The sequence below is a fragment of the Amycolatopsis kentuckyensis genome, from assembly GCF_002155975.1.
GTDB lineage: Bacteria > Actinomycetota > Actinomycetes > Mycobacteriales > Pseudonocardiaceae > Amycolatopsis > Amycolatopsis kentuckyensis.
Genome location: NZ_MUMI01000067.1, coordinates 1 through 20,693, shown reverse-complemented (window position 1 = coordinate 20,693; position 20,693 = coordinate 1). Strand labels below are relative to the sequence as shown.

The window sequence follows — 20,693 nt, the reverse complement described above, 5'->3', positions numbered from 1 at the left end:
TGGTGGTGACGGCCGTCCCGATCGCGGGGGCGGCGTCCGAGCGGTTCGCCGCTTCGGCCGGGGCCGGGGTGTCCGCCCGGGTCGCCAGTACGACGACCGTCGCGGCCACCACGAGCAACGCCACGATCGCACCGAGCACCGCGCGTCTGGGCACCGCACCTCCCGCACCGCCGACAGTCCACAGGGGACCGCACCCGAGGGTCAGCCGGGCGGTGTGCACGCTAACACAACCGCGGCCGGTTCAGGAGACCGTCCACACCTGACTCGCGGAGCCCGTCCCGGCGAGCTGGGCGACCGCCGCACCGCTGGCCGTCGAGGATCCGGACACCCCGATCGTCAGGCCGCTGTTGATGTTCTGCAGGACGTACTGGCTGCCGGTGAGGCTGCCTACCAGATCCGCGGCCCACTGCTGGCCGGCCGCGCCGGTGCAGGTCCACTGCTGCAGCTGGACNNTGCTGGTTGGTGCCGCCGTGCGCGGGCCACTGGATGATCTTGCCGCCGGGCGCGGTGGAGGCGCCCGAAGCGTCCAGGACCATCCCGCTGCCGGCGTTCTTCAGCACGTGCGTGCCGTCGCCGGGCAGCCCCGAGTTCGCCGACCACGTCCCCGCGTCGGGGTCGAGGTTCCAGCTCGGGTACTGGCCCAGGTTGACCGTCGTGCCGCGGATCGTGAGCGGGAGCCAGATGAGCGGCGAGTTGCCCATGGCGTTGCCCGTCCAGCGGTCCCCCGCGTAGACGTACGTGGTCGCCGAGCTGCCCTGGACCGTGATGATGTTCGCGGTCTGGCTGTTGTAGGTGTTCGTGCCGGGCGCCGCGAAGTTGCGGAACGCCGACCAGGGGCCGGCGAGCGACGTCGCGGTCGCGTACACGTTGTCGTTGGTGGCCCACCCGGTCAGGTGGGAGGCCAGCAGGTAGTACGTCCCGCCGATCTTGATCACGGCCGGGGACTCGTAGTTCGGCAACGTCGCCACCGCGCTCGCCACCGACAGGTAGTCCGCGGCGAGCCGGTAGATGCGGAGGCTGCGGCCGGCGTTCTCGCTCAGCAGGTAGGCGGACCCGTCGGTGTCCTGGAACAGGCCGATGTCCCGGCTCTGGTTGCCCAGCGGCTGGAAACTCCCCCGGTAGCTGTACGGGCCGCAGGGCGTGGCGCTGGTCGCCACCCCGACCCGCTGGTCGGAGTAGCTCGTGTTGTCGATGTGCAGGTACATCACGTACGTCCGGGTGGCGGCGTTGTAGATGACCTTGGGCCGCTCGACGATGCGGTTCGGGCCGAGGTCGCCACTGCCCTGCTTGGCCAGCGCGATCCCCTGGTGAGTCCAGTTCGCCAGGTCGGTCGAGGTGTAGCAGGGGATGTCCTGGAACGCGGTGTTCGCGGTGGTCTGGCCGGTCTTGTCCTCGCCGAAGCCGTACCAGGTGGTGCCGACCTTGACGATGCCCAGGCCGTGCAGCTGCAGCGCGCGGCCGGCGGTGTCGGTGCGCGTGACGCCGAGGGTGAACGTGCTGGTCGCCGCGTGCGCCCGTGCCGCGGGCACCAGAACGCCGGCCACGACGGCGAGCAGGACGACGAGCAGAGCGAGCGGCCGGTTCGGAACCTGGGGCGGTGAGCTGGACATCAGGTGTCCTCTCCCTGGGGTATCCGGCGTCGAACCGGTTCGCTCAATGGGTCGCCCGGATGGTACGAACCCGATCGGCGGCCCGTCAACAAAGTGGTGGCGGAACGGGAAAGTTACACCGTCGCCGAAGCCGTCGAATCGGTTCGAGCGCGGCCGCTCACTGGTTGCGCAGCACGATCGCGAGGTTGTGCGCCACTTCCTCCGTCAACGGGTCCCCCGCTCCGAACGCCTTCAGTGCCGCGGTGTGCGCCGCCTGGAGGGTGACCGCGGCGGCCCGCTTGTCCCCGGTCATGTACAGCGCGGCCCCCAGCGTCTTGGCCGTGTCGATCGTGTCGGGGTGCTTCTCCCCCAGCTTCCGCGTGCGGCGGCTCAGCACGTCCCGCAGAACCGGCAGGCCTTCGTCCCACGCCCGCAGCACGGAGAGGGCGCAGCCGAGGTTGTGGCCGTACTTCAGGGTCTCCGGGTGATCCGGCCCCAGTGCCGAGACCGCCCGGTGGCGGGCTTCCCGGTGGCTGCGCGCGGACTCGGGCAGTCGCTCGCGCCGGAACTGGGCAGAGCCGAGGAGGTCGAGGACGGCGAGGGTGCCCGGGTGCTCCGGGCCGGCCTTGGTCTCGCAGTCGGCGAAGAGGGAACTCAAGCTGAGCTCGGCCGCGGCGAACTGGCCCGCGTCGAACATCGCGCCCGCGGCACGGGCCCGGCGTTCGAGGTCGGCGGGCAGAGCCGTGCGGCGCTTGGAGAACAGTCCCATCCGTGTGTCCTTTGCAGACGGTCAGCCGGCTTTGCCGAGGAGGTCGTCGAGGGACCGGCCCTCCGCCGGGCCCACCTCGGCGCCGAGGGTGACGCCGAGCTTCTCGGCCAGGTCCCGGAGCCGGAGGTCGATCGCGGCCTCGGCCAGTTCGGCGAACTCCGCCATGGTTTCCCGCAGCCGGCCCCACGCCGTGAGCAGCACTCCCGCGGCGATCAGCAGCGCCGGCCACCACAGAACACCGGGGACCAGGTACAGCAGTCCCCAGCCGGCCAGCGTCGCGGCCTCGGTGTACCGGGTGCGGACGTCGGTGATCGGGCGCCGCGCGTCTTCGTCCAGCAGCAGCCACAGCCGTGGCCACACCAGGCCGGCGCTGACGTGGTACTGCGCCCGGACCCGGACCTCGAGCAGCCGGGCCCGGTCGCCCAGCCAGGTCGGCCGCTGCGGCAGGTAGGCGGCCACGACCGGGGTGCCGGCGCGCCGCGCGGCGGCCAGCGCCCGGCTCCGCCGCGACCACCGGGACCGCTGGAGCAGTCCGCCGGTCAGGAACCGTTCCCGCAGGCACCAGCGCTGGGCCAGCCTGCCCAGTCCCCCGGCGGCGGTGCCCGCCAGGCCCGCGGCGGCGAGCGCCACGGCGGCGGTGACGACCAGCCGCGTGGGCCTGGCGGTGAACTCCCGGTCGGCCGCGGCCGACAGCCGGGTGAAGCCGAACGCGTGCCCGTGTCCCAGCACGGAGGCGGCGGCCATGACGGCGACGAGAAGCAGGCCGGGCAGCAGGATCGCGGTGACCCAGCGGTTGCCGAGCCGCTTGCCCACCTCGGTCAGGAAGCCGGTCACTTCGGCCGCATCGAGGCGTCGAAGGCCGCGCAGCGGGGCAGGTGGCCGTGCTCGTCCCGGGACGCCTCGCGGGCGCACCGGTCGAGCGGGCAGGTGTACTCCCCCGCGCCGACGCCGGGCGCACGGCCGCGGCCCGGCAGCGCCGCGATCCCGAGCGCCGGCCGGTCCGCCCAGCTGCGCGGCGCGCCGTCCGGCCCGACCGGCCCCCACTTCTTCAACGCGGTCTTCGCCGGGCCGCCCTGTTTCACCCGATCGGCGTCGCGGTCGAGCCGGTCGAGCACCCCGTTCCGGCGCGCCGCCGCCCGCAGCTCGGGCAGCAGCAGGCACCACAAGGCCAGGTGATCGGCTTCGGAGTCCACCGCGCCCCCTTCCGACGTCGGACGGTCACGGAGTCTAGCCATCCGCACTACCATCGGTGGTCAACCGGTCGCGAGGGGGCGAAGTGTTCGGGCGGCGGAAAGGCCAGGCGGACCACGATTTCGTCGGCGGGGCGTTGTGGGAGGGCAAGGGGTGGCTCGCCACCTTCGAGCAGTCCGGCGACCTCGCCGCCCTCGAGCAGGCGATCGCGGCCGGCACGGCCGCCTTCGAGCGGTGCGACCCCGCCGCGCCCGAGCGGCCCGCGACCCTGATGTTCCTCGGTGACGCGCGGATGCGGCGGTACCACGTCACCCGCTCGGCGGCGGACCTCCGGCAGTCCCTGGCGCACTTCCGCGAGCTGCTGCCGCTCGTGCGGGCCGAACAGCCCGATCTGGTCCCGTTCTCGCTGGCGGCGATCGCCGAAGGCGCGCTGCGGCTGGGCGTGCTCACCGGCGACCGCTCCCGCGTCGAGGAGTCGGTGCTCGCCACCCGCGAACTGCAGATGCTGGCCGAATCGGCCGGCGCGGTCCACCTCTACGGCCTGGTGATCGAACTGCTGGAGCGGGCGCTGGTGGCCCTGCCGGGCGATCACCCCGACCGCGCGGCGATCGGCGCGCTGCGCTGCACGGCCCTGATCCACCACATCGAGGGCACCGGCGACGCCGCCCTCCTCGGCGAAGCCGAGGAGGAGATCGACCGGGCGCTGCGCCGGTGCCCGCCGGACGACGGCAACCGCCGTCCGTTCCTGACCGTGGCGGCCGACGTCCGCCGCCTCCGGCACGACCACGAGCGGACCCGGGCCTCCCTCGACGCCTTCCTCGAGGCGGAACGTCAGGTCCTCGACGTCTACCCGCCGGGGCACCAGGTCTGGACGATCACCGTGCACAACCTCGGCCGGCTGTACCGCGAGCGCCACGAGTCCACCGGCGACGTCGCCGACCTCGACACGGCGGCGCACTACCTGCGGCAGGCCGTCGAGCACGCGCCGGACGCGGCTCTCCGGACCGCGGCGGAACGCGGGCTGGCGGAGGTGCTGGAGGCCCGCGGCCCGGTGCGGCGGTACGAGCCGCCGCCCGGTGTCACGCTGGAGTACGTCGCCGGCCCCGAAGAACCGCGGAGCACGCCCGCCGGGGTGGCCGGTGACCCGGCCGAGCTGGTGCGGCACGGGAACCGGCTCTCCCGCCTGCTCGGGGAGTACCAGCAGACCCGCGACCACACCGTGCTGGACCGGATCTGCGCCGACGGGGCGGCCCTGCTGGCCGCGTTGCCGGCGGAGCACCCGCGCCGGTGGCTGATCGAGATCCGGCTGGGTCCCGCCCTCATGCTCCGGCACGAACTCACCGGTGACCGCGCCGATCTCGACGCCGCGATCGACCTGCAGCGCGCCGCGATCGGCCGGCCCGTGGACAGCCCGGACGAGGTCCTCGAGGAGCTCGGAAACCTCGCCGCCGCGCTGGTCAACCGGTTCCTGCGGGATCGCGACAGCGCCGATCTCGACGAGGCGATCAAGCTCACCCGCCGGGGCGTGGAGCTCGACGAGGCCCACGGCACGAACAGCCTGCACATCCTGGGCAGCGCCCTGTTCTACCGGTACAGCCACCTCGGGCGGCGCCACGACCTCGACGAGGCGATCGCCGCCGACGAGCGGGCCGTGGCCGTCGCCGGGCCGCGGTACCTCGCCAACGCCCACGCCAACCTCGGCAACCGGCTGCGGCAGCGCTTCGTCGCCACCGGCGAGCCGGCGGACATCGACGCGGCGATCGGGCACCTCGACGCCGCACTGCGCCGGGAAGAGGACGTCCACGCCCGGCTGAACCTCGGCCTCGCCCTGAGCGACCGCGGGCGGACGCGCGACCGGCGCCAGGACCTCCTCGACGCCGTCACCGCGTTCACCGCGGTCCGCGCGGCGACCGGCGAACAGGCACCGCTCCACACGATCGCGCTCCAGGGCCTCGGTGAGGCCTACACCGCGCTCGGCCGTCCGGACGACGCCATCGCGGTCCTCTCGGCCCTGCCCGAGGGCCGGTCGTTCGACCGGATGCAGGCCCTGGTGACGCTCGCGGAACTGCGTGCCGGCCGCGGTGACGACGCCGGCGACGTCGCCGACCTCTACGAGCAGGCCGTGGAGCTCCTGCCGCAGCTGGTGTGGCGGGGCCTCGGCGCGACCGACCGCGCGAAGCTCGTTTCGCAGTGGCCGGGGCTCGCCGGTGACGCGGCCGCGGCGGCACTGGCCGCGGGCCGGCCCGAGCGCGCCGTGGAACTGCTGGAGCACGGCCGTTCCCTGTGGTGGAGCCAGGTGCTGGACCGGCGGACCGACCTGACCGGGGTGCGGGCCGCGCACCCCGAACTGGCCGCCCGGCTGAGCGCCGTGGACCTGGACGCCCCGGACCGGCGGGCCGCGGCGGCCGAGTGGGACGCGGTCGTCGCGGACATCCGGACCCGGCCCGGGTTCGCGGACTTCCTGCGCCCGACGCCGTTCGCGGAGCTCGCGAAGGCCGCGGCGGCCGGTCCGATCGTGCTGGTGAACGTCAGCCGGATCCGCTGCGACGCCATCGTGCTGGCCCCGGACCGCAGCCACGTCATCCCGCTGGACGGCTTGACGCACGCCGAGGCGCACGAGCGCACCCGGGCCTACCTCGCCGCGACCGCGCAGAAGGGCACCGGCGGGTTGTCGTCCGGGCCGCGGGAGCAGCTGCTGCTGGGCTACCTGGAATGGCTGTGGGACACCGTGGCCGGGCCGGTGTTCGACGAGGTCCGGGTCCCGCCCGGGGCGCGCTTGTGGTGGTGTCCCACCGGTCCCCTCGCGCTGAGCCCGCTGCACGCCGCCGGGTACCACGACCCGGACGACGAGCCCGGCCGGACCGTCTTCGACCGCGTGATCTCGTCCAGCACCCCGACGATCCGGGCGTTGCGGCACGCCCGCCGCCCGTCGCGGCCGGTCTCGCACCGGCCGCTCGCCGTCGCGTGCGAGCGGCGTCCCGGCTACGTCACCGGCCTGCCCGACCTGCCCGGCGCCCGCCACGAAGCCGGGATCGTCGACGTGTTCGCCGCCGGCTGCGCGATCTTGGCCGGTAAGGAGGCGACCGTCCGGAACGTGACGGACCGGCTGACCGAGTACTCGTGCGCCCATTTCGCCTGCCACGGCGGCACGACCCCGGACGGCGAGGCCGCGCTGTTCCTCACCGACGGCCCGCTCACCACCACCGGCATCAGCCGGCTCGACCTCGGCGACGCCCATCTGGCGGTGTTGTCGGCGTGCCACACCGCGATGCCCGACGCGGCCATGCCGGACGAAGCCGGCCACCTGGCCGCGGCCCTCCAGATCGCCGGGTTCCGCCAGGTCGTCTCGACGCTGTGGGCGATCGGCGAAGAAACGGCGGCCGCCGTCACGGCGAGCGTCTACGGGTCCCTCGCCACCCCGGACGGCACCCTCGACCCGGCGGGCGCGGCCGCGGCGCTGCACACCGCGGTCGAGCGGCTGCGGAGCGAGTCGCCCTACGAGCCGAGCAAGTGGGCGCAGTTCGTCCATTTCGGACAGTGAGCCGGGCCGGCGCTCGTTTCCCGGCGTTTCCCGGCGGCTCGGTAATCGATTTTCCGGAAACGGCGGTGACCGGCGAAATCTGTGCCGCGCAAAGTTGACTCTTACGGACGGGAAAGATCGGCGCTAGGGTCGTCCTCGCCCTGGCGACGCTCCCGCTTGCCCTTTCCGTGGAATCCGCTGAAACCCCGGCGCAGCCCGATATCCGGGTGCCGCGCGCCGTTGTCCTGTCTCCGACCGCCCGAGGACCTGATCGATGTCAGTGCACTTACCCGCCCGCTACGTCCTGCCGGTCGCCGTCGTCGTCACCGGTGCGGTGTGGTGGTGGATGACGGCCGGCGCAGCCGGGGCGGACCGGACGTTCGTGGCCTGGTACGGCGGGGTGGCCGCGGCGGTGGTGTGCGCGGCGGTCACGGTCGCCGCGCACTTCGCGCAGGCGGCGCGCCGGTACCGGGGGCGGATCGAGGCGCTGGCCGCGGAAGCCACCCGGCTGGCCGACGAGACGGTGCCCGCCCTGGTCGAGCGGGTGCGCGGCGGAGCGTCGGCGGACACCGCGCTCGCCGGAGTGCCGGACTCGGTCGACGGCGCCCACCGGCGGCTGCTGGGGACCGTCGCGCGGGAGATCAGCCGCGGCGAGCGGATGCGCGCGGCCACGATGGCGGCCTGCGCCAACGCCGCCGGCCGCGTTCAGGCACTGGCCACCAGCATGCTGGCCGACCTGCGGGAGATGGAAGGCCGCCACGACGAAACCGTCCTCGGCGACCTGCTCGAACTGGACCACAGCACCGCGCAGGCGGGCCGCCTGGCGGACAGCATCGCGGTGCTGACCGGAGCGCGGTCCGGCCGGCGCTGGACCAAGCCGATCGTGATGGAGAGCATCCTGCGCGGCGCGATGGGGCGCATCAGCGCCTACCAGCGGGTGCGGACGCACTCGACCAGCACCGTCGCGGTCGCCGGGTACGCCGCCGAAGGCGTCATGCACGCCCTGGCCGAACTGATGGACAACGCCACCAGCTTCTCCCCTCCCTCGGAGGACGTGCACGTGTACGTCGAGGAGGTGCACGCGGGGGTGGTGGTCACCATCGAGGACAGCGGGCTGGTCATGGGCCCCGCGGCGCTGGAACGTGCCGTGCGGGCGGTTTCCGCCGAGCCGCTGGACCTGACCACGCTGTCCGGGACCCGGCTGGGCCTGGCGGTGGTGGGGTGCCTGGCGCGCAAGCACGGCCTGACCGTGCACTTCCGGCCGTCCGCGCGGGGCGGCACCGGCGTGGTGGTGATGATCCCCCGGCTCCTGATCACCCAGTCCGAACCGGACACCCCGCCGGCCGTGCCGCCCGCCGAGAAGAAGCTCGCCGCCGCCCCCGAACCCGCACCCGCAGCCGCCGCGCCCGCCCCGGCTTCGTCCACAGTGGAGAGTGGGCTGTCCGGGCTGCCGCAACGGCGTCGCGGGCAGACGCTGGCGGCCGCGCCCCGGCCGGTACCGCCACCGGCGCCGAGTCCCGCACCGGCCCGTGCCGACGCCGGGGCCAGGTTCAGTGCGTTCCACGCGGCCGGCCGGGGAACCCGCCCTTCTGCTCCCTCGGAGGACAGCCGATGAACACCACGGATCACGACCTGGACTGGTTGCTGGAGAACCTCCTGAGCAAGACGCCGGGTACCCGGCACGCCCTGGTGCTGTCCAAGGACGGCCTCAAGCTCTGCCACACCCGCGGGCTCACGATCGACCAGGCCGACCAGCTGGCCGCGATCGCCTCGGGCATCCAGAGCCTCGCGTACGGCACGTCCATCGAGTTCGGCGACGGAACCGGCGGCGTGCGCCAGTCGATGACGGAGTTCCACGGCGGGATGCTGTTCATCGTGGAAGCCGGCGAAGGCGCCCACCTCGCCGTGATCGCCGCCGACGACGCGGACGTGGGCCTCATCGGCCACAACATGAACGAGCTCGTCGAGCAGCTCGGCGCGTACCTGACCGCCCCGCCCCGCCCCCAGCAGCCCACCGCGGCCGGATGACATGACCTGGGAACACCTCCACCGCGAGGACCCGGACCGGTTGTACACCGTCACCGGCGGGCGCAGCCGCGCGAACGAGAGCGCACTGGACCTGGTGACGCTGATCGTGAGCGAGGGCGATCCGGTCCCGGGCATGCAGTCCGAGCACGTCAAGATCCTGCGCCTGTGCCGGCACCCGACGGCGATGGTGGAGGTCGCCTCGGAGCTGGGCCTGCCGGTGAGCGTCGTGAAGATCCTGCTGTGCGACCTGCTCGACACCGGCCGGGTCACCGCCCGCCACCCGTCCTCGGCTCCGGCCGACGCCGATCTGCCCGATCTCGAAACCCTGAAGCAGGTACTCGTTGGACTGCAGAAGCTCTGACCAGGACGTCCGTACTCCGCTGCCGAGCACCGCCAGGGACGGGCTGAAGATCGTGATCGTCGGCGGGTTCGGGGTCGGCAAGACGACCATGGTCCGTTCGGTCAGCGAAATCCGCCCGCTCAGCACCGAGGAAACCATGACGCAGGCGGGCGTCGGGATCGACGACGGTGCCTCGCCCGGCAAGACCACCACCACGGTCGCGTTCGACTTCGGGCGGATCAGCCTGAACGAGCACATGGTGCTGTACCTGTTCGGCGCACCGGGCCAGGAGCGGTTCTGGTTCCTCTGGGACCGCCTGTTCGCCGGGACGCTGGGTGCCGTCGTGCTGGTGGACACCCAGCGGCTGGCCGATTCCTGGTACTCCATCGACCGCCTCGAACACCACGGGACACCGTTCATCGTCGCCCGCAACAACTTCGGCGAGCCGGAGCACTCCCTGGACCAGGTGCGGCAGGCCCTCGACCTGTCCGCCGACGTCCCGCTGATCGACTGCGACGCCCGTCGGCGCGACTCCAGCAAGACCGTCCTGCTTTCCCTTGTCCACCACCTGTTCGCCCTGTCCTCCGCCCGGGAGACCACGTCATGAGCACCCCTCAGCCCACCCTCGCCACGCCGTTGTCGGGGCCGCGGTTCCAGCAGACGTCCGCGGACCTCTACGCGGAGATGCGGCGCGCGCACGGGCCGGTGGCCCCGGTGCTGCTCGACGGGGACGTGCCGGCGTGGCTGGTCCTGGGCTACCGCGAAGTGCAGTACGTCGTGAGCAACCCGGAGGTCTTCGGGCGCGACTCGCGGCGCTGGAACGCCTGGGACCGCGTCCCGCCGGACTGGCCGTTGCTGCCGCTGCTGGCCTACCAGCCGACGATGATGTTCGCCGAGGGCGCCGAGCACCGGCGGCGGGCCGAGGCGCTCGACCAGGCACTCGGCGCGGTCGACCAGTTCGAGCTGGGCGCGCGGGCCCAGCAGGTGGCCGACCAGCTCGTCGACGCCTTCGCCGGGAGCGGCGAGGCCGACCTGATCACCCAGTACGCCGACGGGATCCCGCTGCCCGTCGTCGCCCGGATGATCGGCGTGCCGGACGCGGAGACCGCCGACCTGGTCCGGGACGTCTACCAGACGCACGCCGCGGGCGAGGGCGCGAACGAGGCGTACGCGCGCGTCCGGGACAAGGTGCGGCGGATGGTCGAATCCAAGCGGCGCGATCCCGGGCCGGACGTCACGTCGCGGCTGCTGGCCCACCCGGCCGGGCTCGCCGACGAGGAGATCACCGAGGACCTGCTCCACCTGATGAACGCGGGCCAGCTGCCCACGGCGTACTGGATCGGCAACACCCTGCGGCTGATGCTCACCGACGACCGCTTCGCGATGACGCTGTCCGGCGGGCGCCGGAGCGTCGGGCAGGCGCTGAACGAGGTGCTCTGGGAGGACACGCCGACCCAGAACTTCCCGGGCCGGTTCGCCGTCCACGACCTCCGGCTGGGCGGCCGGCAGATCCGCAAGGGCGACCTGCTCATCCTCGGGCTCGCCGCGGCCAACCAGGACCCGCTCGTCCGGCCGGTCCCCCAGGCCTCCACCGGCAACCAGGCGTACCTGTCGTTCAGCCACGGCGAACACCGGTGCCCGTACGCCGCCCAGGAGATCGCCAAGGTCATCGCCGAGGCGGCGATCGAGGTCCTGCTCGACCGCCTCCCGGACGTCGGGCTGGCGGTGCCGGCCGGCGAACTGGCGTGGCGGCCCTCGCCGCTGTTCCGCGGCCTGGCGGCGCTGCCGGTGAAATTCACGCCGGCCTGGTGATTCCCCCGGCTCGCGGATAGCCCGCCCGCCGGGAGCGTGGGATTCTGGCGACTCACCCAGGCGGGGAGCCGGAAATGGGCGGATTGCGGCGGTATCGCACAGTGGTGTCCGACAGCGCGTTGTGGGCGCGGTTCCCCTTCCGCGCCGGGGACATCGTGATCAGCACCCCGCCGAAGTGCGGCACGACGTGGATGCAGATGCTGTGCGCGTTGCTGGTCTTCGACACCACGGAGCTGCCCCGGCCGCTCACGGAGCTTTCCCCGTGGCTGGACGCGACCACGTACGACACCGAGGCGATCCTGGCCGGCCTCGAGCGCCAGACCCACCGGCGGTTCGTCAAGACGCACACCCCGCTCGACGGCCTGCCGTCCGCGGAGGGGGTGACGTACGTCTGCGTGGGGCGCGACCCGCGGGACGCCATGCTGTCGTTCGACCACGCGGTGGCCAACATCCACCCCGACGCCATCACCGCGGGCGGCCTCCAGGTGGTCGCGCCGCCCCCGCCGGATCCGCTCGAACGGTTCCGGTTGTGGGTGGACGCGGAACCCGCGCCTTCGTCGCCCTCCTTCGGGGTGAGCCTGGCGAACCTGGTCCACCACGTGCGGACGTTCTGGGACCACCGCGACGAGCCGCAGGTGGCGCTGTTCCACTACGCGGACCTCAAAGCCGACCTGCCGGGCGAGCTGCGTCGCCTGGCGAACGCACTGTCGATCTCCTCGCGGCGGATCGAGCAGCTCGCCGCGGCGGCGACGTTCGACCGGATGCGGAACCGGGCCGACGAGCTGGCCCCCGGGGTCGACGCGAAGCTGTGGCGCAGCAACAAGGCGTTCTTCCGGTCCGGCACCAGCGGCCAGTGGCGCGACCTGCTCGATCCGGCCGCCCTGGACCACTACCACCGCCGGGTGGCCGAGCTGGCGCCCGCGGCCGTGGCCGAGTGGCTCCACCGGGGCTGAGTTACCCACTCGCGAAGGGACTTCCGGGCAAACTTTTGTCATCACCCGATGGTGTGGTGTTAACTGGCGCGGCAGACAGAGAGCGTTTCCCCGACTCGGTTGCGACGGCACAAAGCAGTACCGGTTCGCCCCCCCCTGCCCGGAAAGGCCGTCCATGCGCGTGTCCGCCCCGCTGTCGTCCGGTCAGCAGCGCCTTTGGACCGTTTCCCAGCTGGACGGCGCGGGAGCGGCCTACAACGAGACGATGGCTTTCGCCTTGCGCGGGCCGGTGGACCGGGAGGCGCTGCAGCGGGCGTTCGACGCTCTCGCCGACCGGCACGAAGGGCTGCGGACCCGGATCGTCGTCGAGGACGGCCGTCCGGTGCAGGTGGTGGAGCCTGCCGGGCACGGGTTCCCGTGCGTGGTCACCGATGTCGGCGGGCGGCCGGGCGAGGTGGCCGAACTGCGGCGGGCCGAGGCCTTCACGGCGTTCGATCTCGCGCGCGCACCGCTGGCCCGGGCGCGGCTGCTGGCCGGGGCTGCACCCCCCGGTCTCCACGTCACCGGGGACCACCGACAGTTCCCGGACGGCGACCACCTCCTGCTGATCACCGTCCACCACGTCGTCTTCGACGGCTGGTCGCGGACCCTCCTCCTGCGGGAACTCGGCCTGCTCTACGCCGCCCACCTGAGCGGCACCGAGCCGGACCTGCCGCCCGCCCGGCCCTACCGCGAACACGCCCGGGCGCAACAAGACTGGCTGGCCGGCGCCGGTCCGGCGCCGCACGAGGCCTACTGGCGGGCGCAGCTCGACGGCGTCCCGCCGGTGCTCGAACTGCCCGCCGACCGGCCGCGGCCGGCGCGGCAGGACTTCCGGGGCGGGCGGGTGCCCGTCGAGCTCGGGCCGGACCTCACCGCGCGGCTGAAGGCGGTTGCGCGCGAGCACCGCGTCACGCTCTACTCCACCATCCTGACCTGCTGGTACATCCTGCTATCCCGACTTTCCGCGCAAACTGACATCGTTGTCGGCGTCCCCACCGCCAACCGCACGGCCGACCACCCCGACACGCTCGGGTTCTTCGTCAACACCCTGGCCGTGCGGGCGGCCCTGGCCGGCCCGCGGACCGGTGCCGTCCTGCTCAAGGAGGTCCGCGCCGCCCTGCGGGGTGCCATCGACCACGCCGAGCTGCCGTTCGAACGGGTCGTCGAGCTGGTGAACCCGCCGCGCAGCCCCGCGCACACCCCGCTGTTCCAGACCATGTTCGCCTGGGTGCCGACCCAGCACGACCTCCTGGAACTGCCCGGCGTGACCAGCACACCCCTCGACGTCGAGCACGCGCCCGCGAAGTTCGACCTCGCCCTCGGCCTCGCCGACGAGGACGGCGATGTCCTCGGACACCTCGACTACGCCGTCGCCCTCTTCGACCACGCCACCGCCGAGCGGTACGCGCGGTACCTCGTGCGGCTGCTGGACCAGCTGGCCACCCGGCCGGACGCAGAGATCACGGATTACGAGCTCCTCGACGACGCCGAACGCCGCGAGATCCTCACCGCCTGGAGCACCGGGCCGCGGCCGAACCGGCGCCCCGGCGGGCTCGTGGACCGGTTCACCGCCCACGCCGACGCCACCCCGGACGCCCCCGCGCTCGTCTGCGACGGCCGGACCCACACCTACCGCGAACTGGACCGCCGCAGCACGAAACTGGCGAACGCCCTGCGGGCCTGCGGCGCCGGCCGCGGCCGGGTGGTGGGTGTCCTCAGTGGACGGTCGGCCGACCTGGTGACCGCCGTGCTGGCGGTGCTGAAGACCGGGGCCGCCTACCTCCCGCTCGACCCCGCCCAGCCCGCCGCCCGGCGGGCCGCGATGATCGAGGACGCGTGCCCGGTGCTGGTCCTCGGGGAGGACAGCGTCCCGGACGGCGACGAAACCCGGAGACCGGCCGGCACCGAACCCGGCGACACGGCTTACGTGATCTACACGTCCGGGTCGACCGGGCGCCCCAAGGGCGTCGCGGTCACCCACCACAGCGTCCTCGCCCTCTTCGACCAATGGCTGGACCGCTTCGGCGCGACGCCCGGCGAGGCGACGTCGGCGTGGTCGAGCATCGGCTTCGACGCCTCGGTGCACGAACTACTGCTGCCCCTGACCACCGGCGCCGTGCTGCACGTCGTGCCCGAGGACGTCCGGCCCGATCCGGCGGCGCTGATGGCGTGGCTGCGGGAACACCAGGTGGTCCAGGCCTTTCTGCCGCCCGCCTACGTCCGGTGGGCCGACGAAGATCCCACGCGCCTGCACGGACTGGCGCTGCGGCAGCTGCTGACCGGCGTCGAACCACTCCCGGAGGCCGCCCTCGCCCGGTTCGCCGCGGCCCTGCCCGGCCTGCGGATCTGCTTCGGCTACGGGCCGACCGAAGCCACGCTCTACGCCACCGCGCACTTCGACCCGCAGCCACGGGACCGCCCGGCCCCGATCGGACGGCCCCTGCCCGGCTCGCGGCTGTACCTCCTGGACGAGCGGCTGCGCCCGGTCCCGCCCGGCGTCGTGGGCGAGGTCTTCCTGGCCGGTGACTGCCTGGCCCGCGGCTACCTGCACCGGCCGGGGCTGACCGCCGAGCGGTTCGTCGCCGACCCGTTCGAGACCGGCGCGAGGATGTACCGCACCGGGGACCTGGCGAGGTGGCTGCCGAGCGGCGAAGCCGAATACGCCGGCCGCCGCGACGACCAGATCAAGCTGCGCGGCTTCCGCATCGAGCCCGGCGAGGTGACGGCCGCGCTGCTGGCCGTGCCCGGCGTCCGCGAGGCCGCCGTGCTGGTGGACCGCGAAGGCGAGCCGCGGCTCGTCGCCGGCGTCGCGGGCGGCGGCCGGACCCCGCACGAATGGCGGGCCGCGCTGGCCGGCCGGCTGCCGGACTACATGATCCCGTCCGTGTTCGCCGAGTTCGACCGGCTGCCCTTGAGCCGCAGCGGCAAGCTCGACCGCGACGCCGTCCTGGCGCACGCCCGCGCGAGCGCGCCCGCGGCGGTCAACACCGCGGCTCCGCGCGACCACGCCGAGCTCGCGCTGCTGCGGATCTGGCGGAACCTGCTGCTGCACCCGGCGATCGGCGTCTCCGACGACTTCTTCGACGTCGGCGGCACGTCGATCTCGGCGATCAAGCTGGCCCACGCGATCGGCGCGGAGTTCGGCCGGGAGCTGCCGATCCGGGACGTCATCCTGCACCCGACCATCGAGGCGCAGGCCGCGCTGCTGCGCGCGGACCGCCCAGCCGAAACCGGCAGCCTGATCGAGTTCCGCCGCGGCGACGGCGCGGCCCGCGTCGTCTGCGTGCACCCGGCGGGTGGCACGGCGTTCTGCTACCTGCCGCTCAGCGGACTGCTGCCCGGCGAGGCCGGGGTGGTCGGCATCCAGTCCCCCGGCCTCAACGCCGGCGAGGCGCCGCTGCCGAGCGTCGAGGCGATGGCCGAGGAGTACCTGCGGCTCGTCGACCCGCAACCGGGGGAAACCCTGGTCCTCTGTGGACTGTCCTACGGCGGGCTGGTCGCCTACGAGATGGGACGCCGGCTCGCCGGCCGCGTCAGCGTCGTCCTGCTCGACACCACCGCCACCGACGACCCCGCCGCGAAGGCCGCGATCGAACCGGTGCCCGCGGCCGAGTTCCGCGAGAAACTGGTCCGCTTCAACGGGATGTACCCCGGAATCGAGGACGCGCAGATCGAGCGCTACCACCGCACGTACAACCACAACCGGCGGACCGCGCGCGAGTACGACCCCGGCGAGACCGCGGCGCGCGTGGTGTTCGTGCAGGCCGTCGGCGAGGACCCGGTCCCCGGCAGCGCCGAATTCTGGCGCCGCCGCGCCCGCGGCGAATTCGAGGTGGTCCCCGCGGACTGCGGGCACTGGGACATGCTGGAAAGCGACGCGCTGCCGCTGGTCGCCAAGCTCATCGCCGCCGAGCTGGCGGCCCGATGACGTCGATCGCGCGCCGCGTCCACGATCGCGCGCTGCGGCACCCGGACGCCGTCGCCGTGTCCGACGGCGACCGCCGGCTCACCTACGCCGAGCTGAACTCCGGAGCCGCGGCGGTCGCGGACTCGCTGGCGCGCCAGGGAGTCGGCCCGGGTGACGCGGTCGCCGTCGGCCTGCCGCGTTCGGCGGAACTCGTCCTCGTGATGCTGGGCGTGCTGCGCCTGGGCGCTCAGGTCGTGCCGCTGGACCGGCAAAGCCCGCCCGCGCGCCGCGACGTCATCCTCGCCGACGCGGGCGCGGTCGTCGTCTGCGACGAGCTGCCCGGCTGGACGCCGGCCGAGGCCGGGGTACCCGCCGAGCCCGCGCCCGCGTCGTTCCTCTTCTTCACCTCCGGCACGACCGGGCGCCCCAAGGGCGTCGAGGTCCGCGACGCCGGGATCCTGCGGCTGGCCGAACCCGGCTGGCTCGACATCGGCACCCGGTTCGCCTGCCTGGCCAACCCCGCGTTCGACGCGCTCAGCTTCGAGGTCTGGGTGCCGCTGCTCACCGGCGGCACGTGCGTGATCCTCGACGACGAAACCGTCCGCGATCCGCGGGCGTTCGCCGACGCGCTCGTCCGGGAACGCATCGACACGATGTTCGTCACCGCGACGCTGTTCAACGCGGTCGCCGAGACCGTCCCCGGCAGCTTCGCGACCGTGCGCCGGGTCGTCATCGGCGGCGAGCAGCTCAACGCCCCGCTGATCCGCCGCTGGTACCGCGCCAACCCGGACTCGCCGACGCGGCTGCAGAACGGCTACGGCCCGACCGAGACGACGACGTTCGCTCTCAGCTACACCATTCCGCGCGGCTTCGACGGCGACGTCGTCCCGATCGGCCGCCCGCTGCCGGGCACCGGCGCGGTCGCGGTGACGCCGGACGAGCGCGTGGCCGCCGAAGGCGAGGTCGCCGAGCTCTACCTCTCCGGGGCCGGTGTCGCCCTCGGCTACCGCGGGCTGCCCGCGGAGACCGGGCAGCGGTTCGTCCGGCTGCCGTGGCTGGACGAGGGCCGCGCGCGGTTCTACCGCACCGGCGACCTGGTCCGCGTGCTGCCGGGCGGGCGGTACGCCTACGTCGGCCGCACCGACCGGCAGGTCAAGGTGCGCGGGTTCCGGATCGAGCCCGGCGAGCTGGAGCAGCGGCTCCTCGCGCACCCGGCCGTCCGGCAGGTCCACGTGGCCGTGCGCCGCGCGGCCACCGCCGAGCTGCTCGCCTTCGTCGTCGCCGACGACCTGTCCTTCGAGGCGTTCGAAGCGCACCTGGCCGAGACCGTGCCGGCCTACATGCACCCGCACCACGTGTTCCGCGTCGGCGAACTGCCCCGCAACGCGAACGGCAAGGTCGACGAGACCGCGCTCCTGACCGGCGGGTTCCCGGCGTGGCGGCCGGACACCGGCGGGGAGGCGACCGCGTGGGAACGCGAAGTCCTGGACGTCGTGTCGGAGACTCTTGACGTGCCGGACCTCCATCCCGGTGACACGTGGCTGCGGTCCGGCGGCGACTCGCTCAAGGCGCTGCGGCTGCGGTTCGCGATCCGGGAACGCTGGGGCGCGGACCTCGCCCCTTCGGTGGTGCAGCGCGGGACCTTCGCCGACCTCGCCGCGGCGATCTCGGGGGCGGGACGCGCGGCCTACCCGGAGCCGGGGGCACCGGCCACCGCGACCACCGCACCCGCCACCAGCGAACAGCAGCGGCTTTGGCTGGTGCAGCACCGGAACCCCGCGTCCACGGCGTACCACGTGCCGCTCGCGTTCCGGATCACCGGTGACCCGGACATCGAGGCGTTGCGCCGGGACGTGCGCGGGCTGGTCGAGCGGCACCCGGCGCTGCGCACCGCGTTCGAAGCCACCCCCGACGGCCTGCGACAGGTGACGAAACCGGCGTACGACCCGTGGGCCGAGCCTTCCGGCGACTTCTTCACCGCGCCCTTCGACCTCGCCTCGGGCCGGCTGCTGCGCGCGGCCTGGCGCCCCGACAACACGTTCTTGCTGTGCCTGCACCACATCGCGGTCGACGGCTGGTCGCTCAACGTCCTGTTCCGGGAGCTGTCCGGCGCCGCACCGCGGCCGGACGCGCGCACCCCACTCGACTTCGCCGCCTGGCAGTCGCGCTGGTTCGCCTCCCCCGGCTATCGCGCCCAGCTGACCGGCCGGTCCGACGATGCCGAGCCGCTCGGCGAAGCGTCCCTGGCCGGGCGGCTGCACACGACCCGCATCGATCGCGAGCGCGTCGACGCATGGGCGGCCGAGCTCGGCCTGACCCGCTTCCAGCTGCTGCTCGGCGTGTTCGCGTGGAGCCTCCACGCGGTGACCGGGCGGACCCGGCCGCGGATCGCCGCGCCGGTGGCGAACCGGCCGGTGCGGGAGTTCGAAGACAGTGTCGGCATGTTCGCCAACACCGTCCGGCTGCCGCTGTCCGTGGACCCGGACGAGGACCTGGCCGGCCAGCTCCGCCGGCTCGGTGCCGCGGCGGGCGCGGCGCTGGACCACCAGGACGTCGCGTTCGCCGACCTCGACCCCGGCTACGCGGCCTTCGACTACCTGTTCGTCCTGGAGAACACCGACTTCGGCGCGTTGCGGCTGCCCGGCTGCTCGGTCAGTCCACAGTGGATCGAGGCGGCCGAGGCGAAGTGCGCGCTCACGCTGTCGGTGGTGGAACGGCCGGACGGCTTCGACTGCCTGTGGGAGTACGGCGAAGGCCACTTCACCGAAGCCGAGGCGACGGCCCTCGGCGACGTCTTCGACCGCGCCCTGCACGGCGACACCCGGACCCCGGACCGCCGTGACCACGGCCGTGGTGCCGACGCCGAGCTGGCGTGGGAAACCGTGGCCGAAGGCTTCGCGCGTCAGGTCGCGCGGACACCCGGCGCCCCGGCGCTGACCGGCGACACGACGCTGACCTACGCCGAACTGGACGCGCACGCGGCCCGGCTCGCCGCCACCCTGCCCGAGGACGCCACCGACGTCGCACTGTACTTCCGGCCGTCGGCCGAGCACGTCGTCGCGCTGCTGGCGCTCGCGCGGCTGAACATCACCGCCGTCCCGCTGGATCCCGCGTACCCGCCGGAGCTGCTGCGCGCGATGCTCGACCGGGTCCGGCCGCGCTGCGTCCTGCTCGCGCCGGGGGAAACGTTCGAGACCGGCATCGAGCGGCGGTTCGTCACGCTCACCGGCGGGCCGGTGCCGGACGTCCCGGCCCGGCACGCCGGACGCCCGCTCTACACGCTGTTCACCTCCGGCTCGACCGGCGCGCCGAAGGGCGTGCGCGTCCCCGACCGCACGCTGGCCAACCTGCTGCAGTGGCAGGACGCGCCGCCCGCGGCGACCCAGCAGTTCTCCATGCTGTCGTTCGACGTGTCGTTTCAGGAAATCTTCACCACCCTCTGCGGCGGCGGCCGGCTGCACCTGATCCGCCCGGAGTGGCGCCACGACATCCCGGCGCTGCTGGCCCAGCTGGACACCGCCGGCATCGAACGGATCTTCCTGCCGTACGTGGCGCTGCAGCTGCTCGCCGAGCACGGCGTCCGGCTGGGGCGGTACCCGGCGCGGCTGCGGGACGTCATCACCGCCGGCGAGCAGCTGGTGTGCACGCCGGCGATCCGCCGCTGGTTCGCCGGGCTGCCCGGCGCCCGCCTGCACAACCACTACGGGCCGACCGAAACCCACGTCGTCAGCGCGCTGACCCTCGACGGCGATCCGGCTTCGTGGCCCGATCGGCCCGCCATCGGCCGCCCGGTGGCGAACGCGGTCCTGCGCGTCGCCGACGCGGCGGGCGCGCCGCTGCCGCCGGGGCAGGCCGGCGAGCTGCTCATCGGCGGGCTCGCGGCGAACCGCTGCTACCTCGGCGACGCGGCGCCGGAGAAGTTCGCCGAGCTGCCGGAGCTGTACTACCGCAGCGGCGACCTCGCGCACTTCGACCGCGCCGGGCTGCTGCACTTCGACGGCCGGGCCGACCGGCAGGTCAAGATCAGCGGGCACCGCCTCGAACTCGGGCAGGTCGAGGCGGCGCTGCTGCGGCACCCGGACGTCGTCAACGCGGTCGTCGCCGTCGAAGACACGCGGCTGACCGCGTTCCTGGAGTGCCGCCGGACGCCGTCGGCCGCGGAACTGGCGGATTTCCTGGTGCCGCTGCTGCCCCCGCACGCGCGGGTGGACCGGTTCCGGGTGGTCGACGTCCTGCCGCGCACGCCGAGCGGGAAGCTCGACCGCGATGCCGCGCCGCGGACGCCGGGCACGGACCTCCACCGGACGGCCGTCCGGCCGTCGAGCGAGCTGGCGGTGCTGTTCGAGGAGGTGACCGGGGCGCCGATCGGCCCGGACGAGACGTTCTTCGCCGCCGGCGCCAGTTCGCTGTCGCTGATGCGGTTCCACCTGCGCTGCGCGGAAGCCGGGTACCGGTTCACCGTGGCGGACCTCTTCGAGCACGTCACGCTGCGGGACCTCACGCGGCACCTGGAAAGCGGCCCGGCCGCGGCTTCGTCGTCCGCCCGGGCCGCTTTCCAGGTGC

The 20,693-nt window shown here is 73.7% G+C and carries 13 protein-coding genes; 9 read left to right on the top strand and 4 right to left on the bottom strand.

Translation table 11 applies throughout. The features are described from left to right. Positions 1-221 precede the first annotated feature (221 nt). The 4 genes from CCN39_RS07030 to CCN39_RS07015 all read right to left on the bottom strand — a co-directional run bounded on the left by CCN39_RS07030 (position 222) and on the right by CCN39_RS07015 (position 3,551). Positions 222-1,610 (bottom strand): family 43 glycosylhydrolase, encoded by a 1,389-nt coding sequence (locus CCN39_RS07030; RefSeq protein ID WP_434781089.1) that lies wholly within the window; start codon positions 1,608-1,610, stop codon positions 222-224. A 157-nt stretch (positions 1,611-1,767) separates the two neighbouring features. Further along, a complete protein-coding gene (locus CCN39_RS07025; protein ID WP_086839532.1) occupies positions 1,768-2,358 on the bottom strand; it encodes a tetratricopeptide repeat protein in 591 nt (196 codons plus the stop codon). A gap of 21 nt (positions 2,359-2,379) precedes the next feature. Next, positions 2,380-3,192: a hypothetical protein gene (locus tag CCN39_RS07020; protein WP_086839531.1), complete on the bottom strand. Its 813-nt coding sequence runs from the start codon at positions 3,190-3,192 to the stop codon at positions 2,380-2,382. After that, positions 3,189-3,551, bottom strand: a complete 363-nt coding sequence (locus tag CCN39_RS07015) for a hypothetical protein (protein ID WP_086839529.1) — start codon at positions 3,549-3,551, stop codon at positions 3,189-3,191. Before CCN39_RS07015 ends, CCN39_RS07020 begins: the two co-directional genes overlap by 4 nt. An 83-nt stretch (positions 3,552-3,634) precedes the next feature. Here CCN39_RS07015 and CCN39_RS07010 point away from each other — a divergent pair, with 83 nt between their 5' ends. The 9 genes from CCN39_RS07010 to CCN39_RS06970 form a co-directional block, all read left to right on the top strand. After that, complete coding sequence (locus CCN39_RS07010) at positions 3,635-7,090, top strand: CHAT domain-containing protein (RefSeq protein ID WP_143263973.1); 3,456 nt, start codon at positions 3,635-3,637, stop codon at positions 7,088-7,090. Positions 7,091-7,343: 253 nt separating this feature from the next. Then, complete coding sequence (locus CCN39_RS07005) at positions 7,344-8,684, top strand: sensor histidine kinase (protein WP_086839525.1); 1,341 nt, start codon at positions 7,344-7,346, stop codon at positions 8,682-8,684. Next, a complete protein-coding gene (locus tag CCN39_RS07000; RefSeq protein WP_086839523.1) occupies positions 8,681-9,097 on the top strand; it encodes a roadblock/LC7 domain-containing protein in 417 nt (138 codons plus the stop codon). The genes CCN39_RS07005 and CCN39_RS07000 overlap by 4 nt, the downstream gene beginning before the upstream one ends. 1 nt (position 9,098) lies before the next feature. Beyond that, complete coding sequence (locus CCN39_RS06995; protein WP_086839521.1) at positions 9,099-9,458, top strand: DUF742 domain-containing protein; 360 nt, start codon at positions 9,099-9,101, stop codon at positions 9,456-9,458. 52 nt (positions 9,459-9,510) lie between these two features. Beyond that, positions 9,511-10,044, top strand: a complete 534-nt coding sequence (locus CCN39_RS06990; protein WP_086839519.1) for a GTP-binding protein — start codon at positions 9,511-9,513, stop codon at positions 10,042-10,044. Next, positions 10,041-11,249, top strand: coding sequence for a cytochrome P450 (locus CCN39_RS06985; protein WP_086839517.1), 1,209 nt, complete (start codon positions 10,041-10,043; stop codon positions 11,247-11,249). Before CCN39_RS06990 ends, CCN39_RS06985 begins: the two co-directional genes overlap by 4 nt. Before the next feature lie 74 nt (positions 11,250-11,323). Then, entirely contained in the window at positions 11,324-12,202 is an 879-nt protein-coding gene (locus CCN39_RS06980) for a sulfotransferase domain-containing protein (protein WP_086839514.1), read from the top strand. Between the two features lie 154 nt (positions 12,203-12,356). Next, positions 12,357-16,151 carry a non-ribosomal peptide synthetase gene (locus CCN39_RS06975; protein WP_244210652.1) on the top strand — a complete coding sequence of 1,265 codons (3,795 nt, stop codon included), beginning with the start codon at positions 12,357-12,359 and terminating at the stop codon, positions 16,149-16,151. Next, the coding region (locus CCN39_RS06970) for an AMP-binding protein (protein ID WP_143263972.1) at positions 16,148-20,693 on the top strand (4,546 nt) is incomplete at its 3' end. The genes CCN39_RS06975 and CCN39_RS06970, both read left to right, overlap by 4 nt.

What these genes read in the sequence shown, in the direction of transcription:
- CCN39_RS06985 (WP_086839517.1), top strand. Translation starts at nt 10,041, where the DNA reads ATGAGCACCCCTCAGCCCACCCTCGCCACGCCGTTGTCGGGGCCGCGG.
- CCN39_RS07000 (WP_086839523.1), top strand. Translation starts at nt 8,681, where the DNA reads ATGAACACCACGGATCACGACCTGGACTGGTTGCTGGAGAACCTCCTG.
- CCN39_RS06995 (WP_086839521.1), top strand. Translation starts at nt 9,099, where the DNA reads ATGACCTGGGAACACCTCCACCGCGAGGACCCGGACCGGTTGTACACC.
- CCN39_RS07025 (WP_086839532.1), bottom strand. Translation starts at nt 2,358, where the DNA reads ATGGGACTGTTCTCCAAGCGCCGCACGGCTCTGCCCGCCGACCTCGAA.
- CCN39_RS06980 (WP_086839514.1), top strand. Translation starts at nt 11,324, where the DNA reads ATGGGCGGATTGCGGCGGTATCGCACAGTGGTGTCCGACAGCGCGTTG.
- CCN39_RS07005 (WP_086839525.1), top strand. Translation starts at nt 7,344, where the DNA reads ATGTCAGTGCACTTACCCGCCCGCTACGTCCTGCCGGTCGCCGTCGTC.
- CCN39_RS06975 (WP_244210652.1), top strand. Translation starts at nt 12,357, where the DNA reads ATGCGCGTGTCCGCCCCGCTGTCGTCCGGTCAGCAGCGCCTTTGGACC.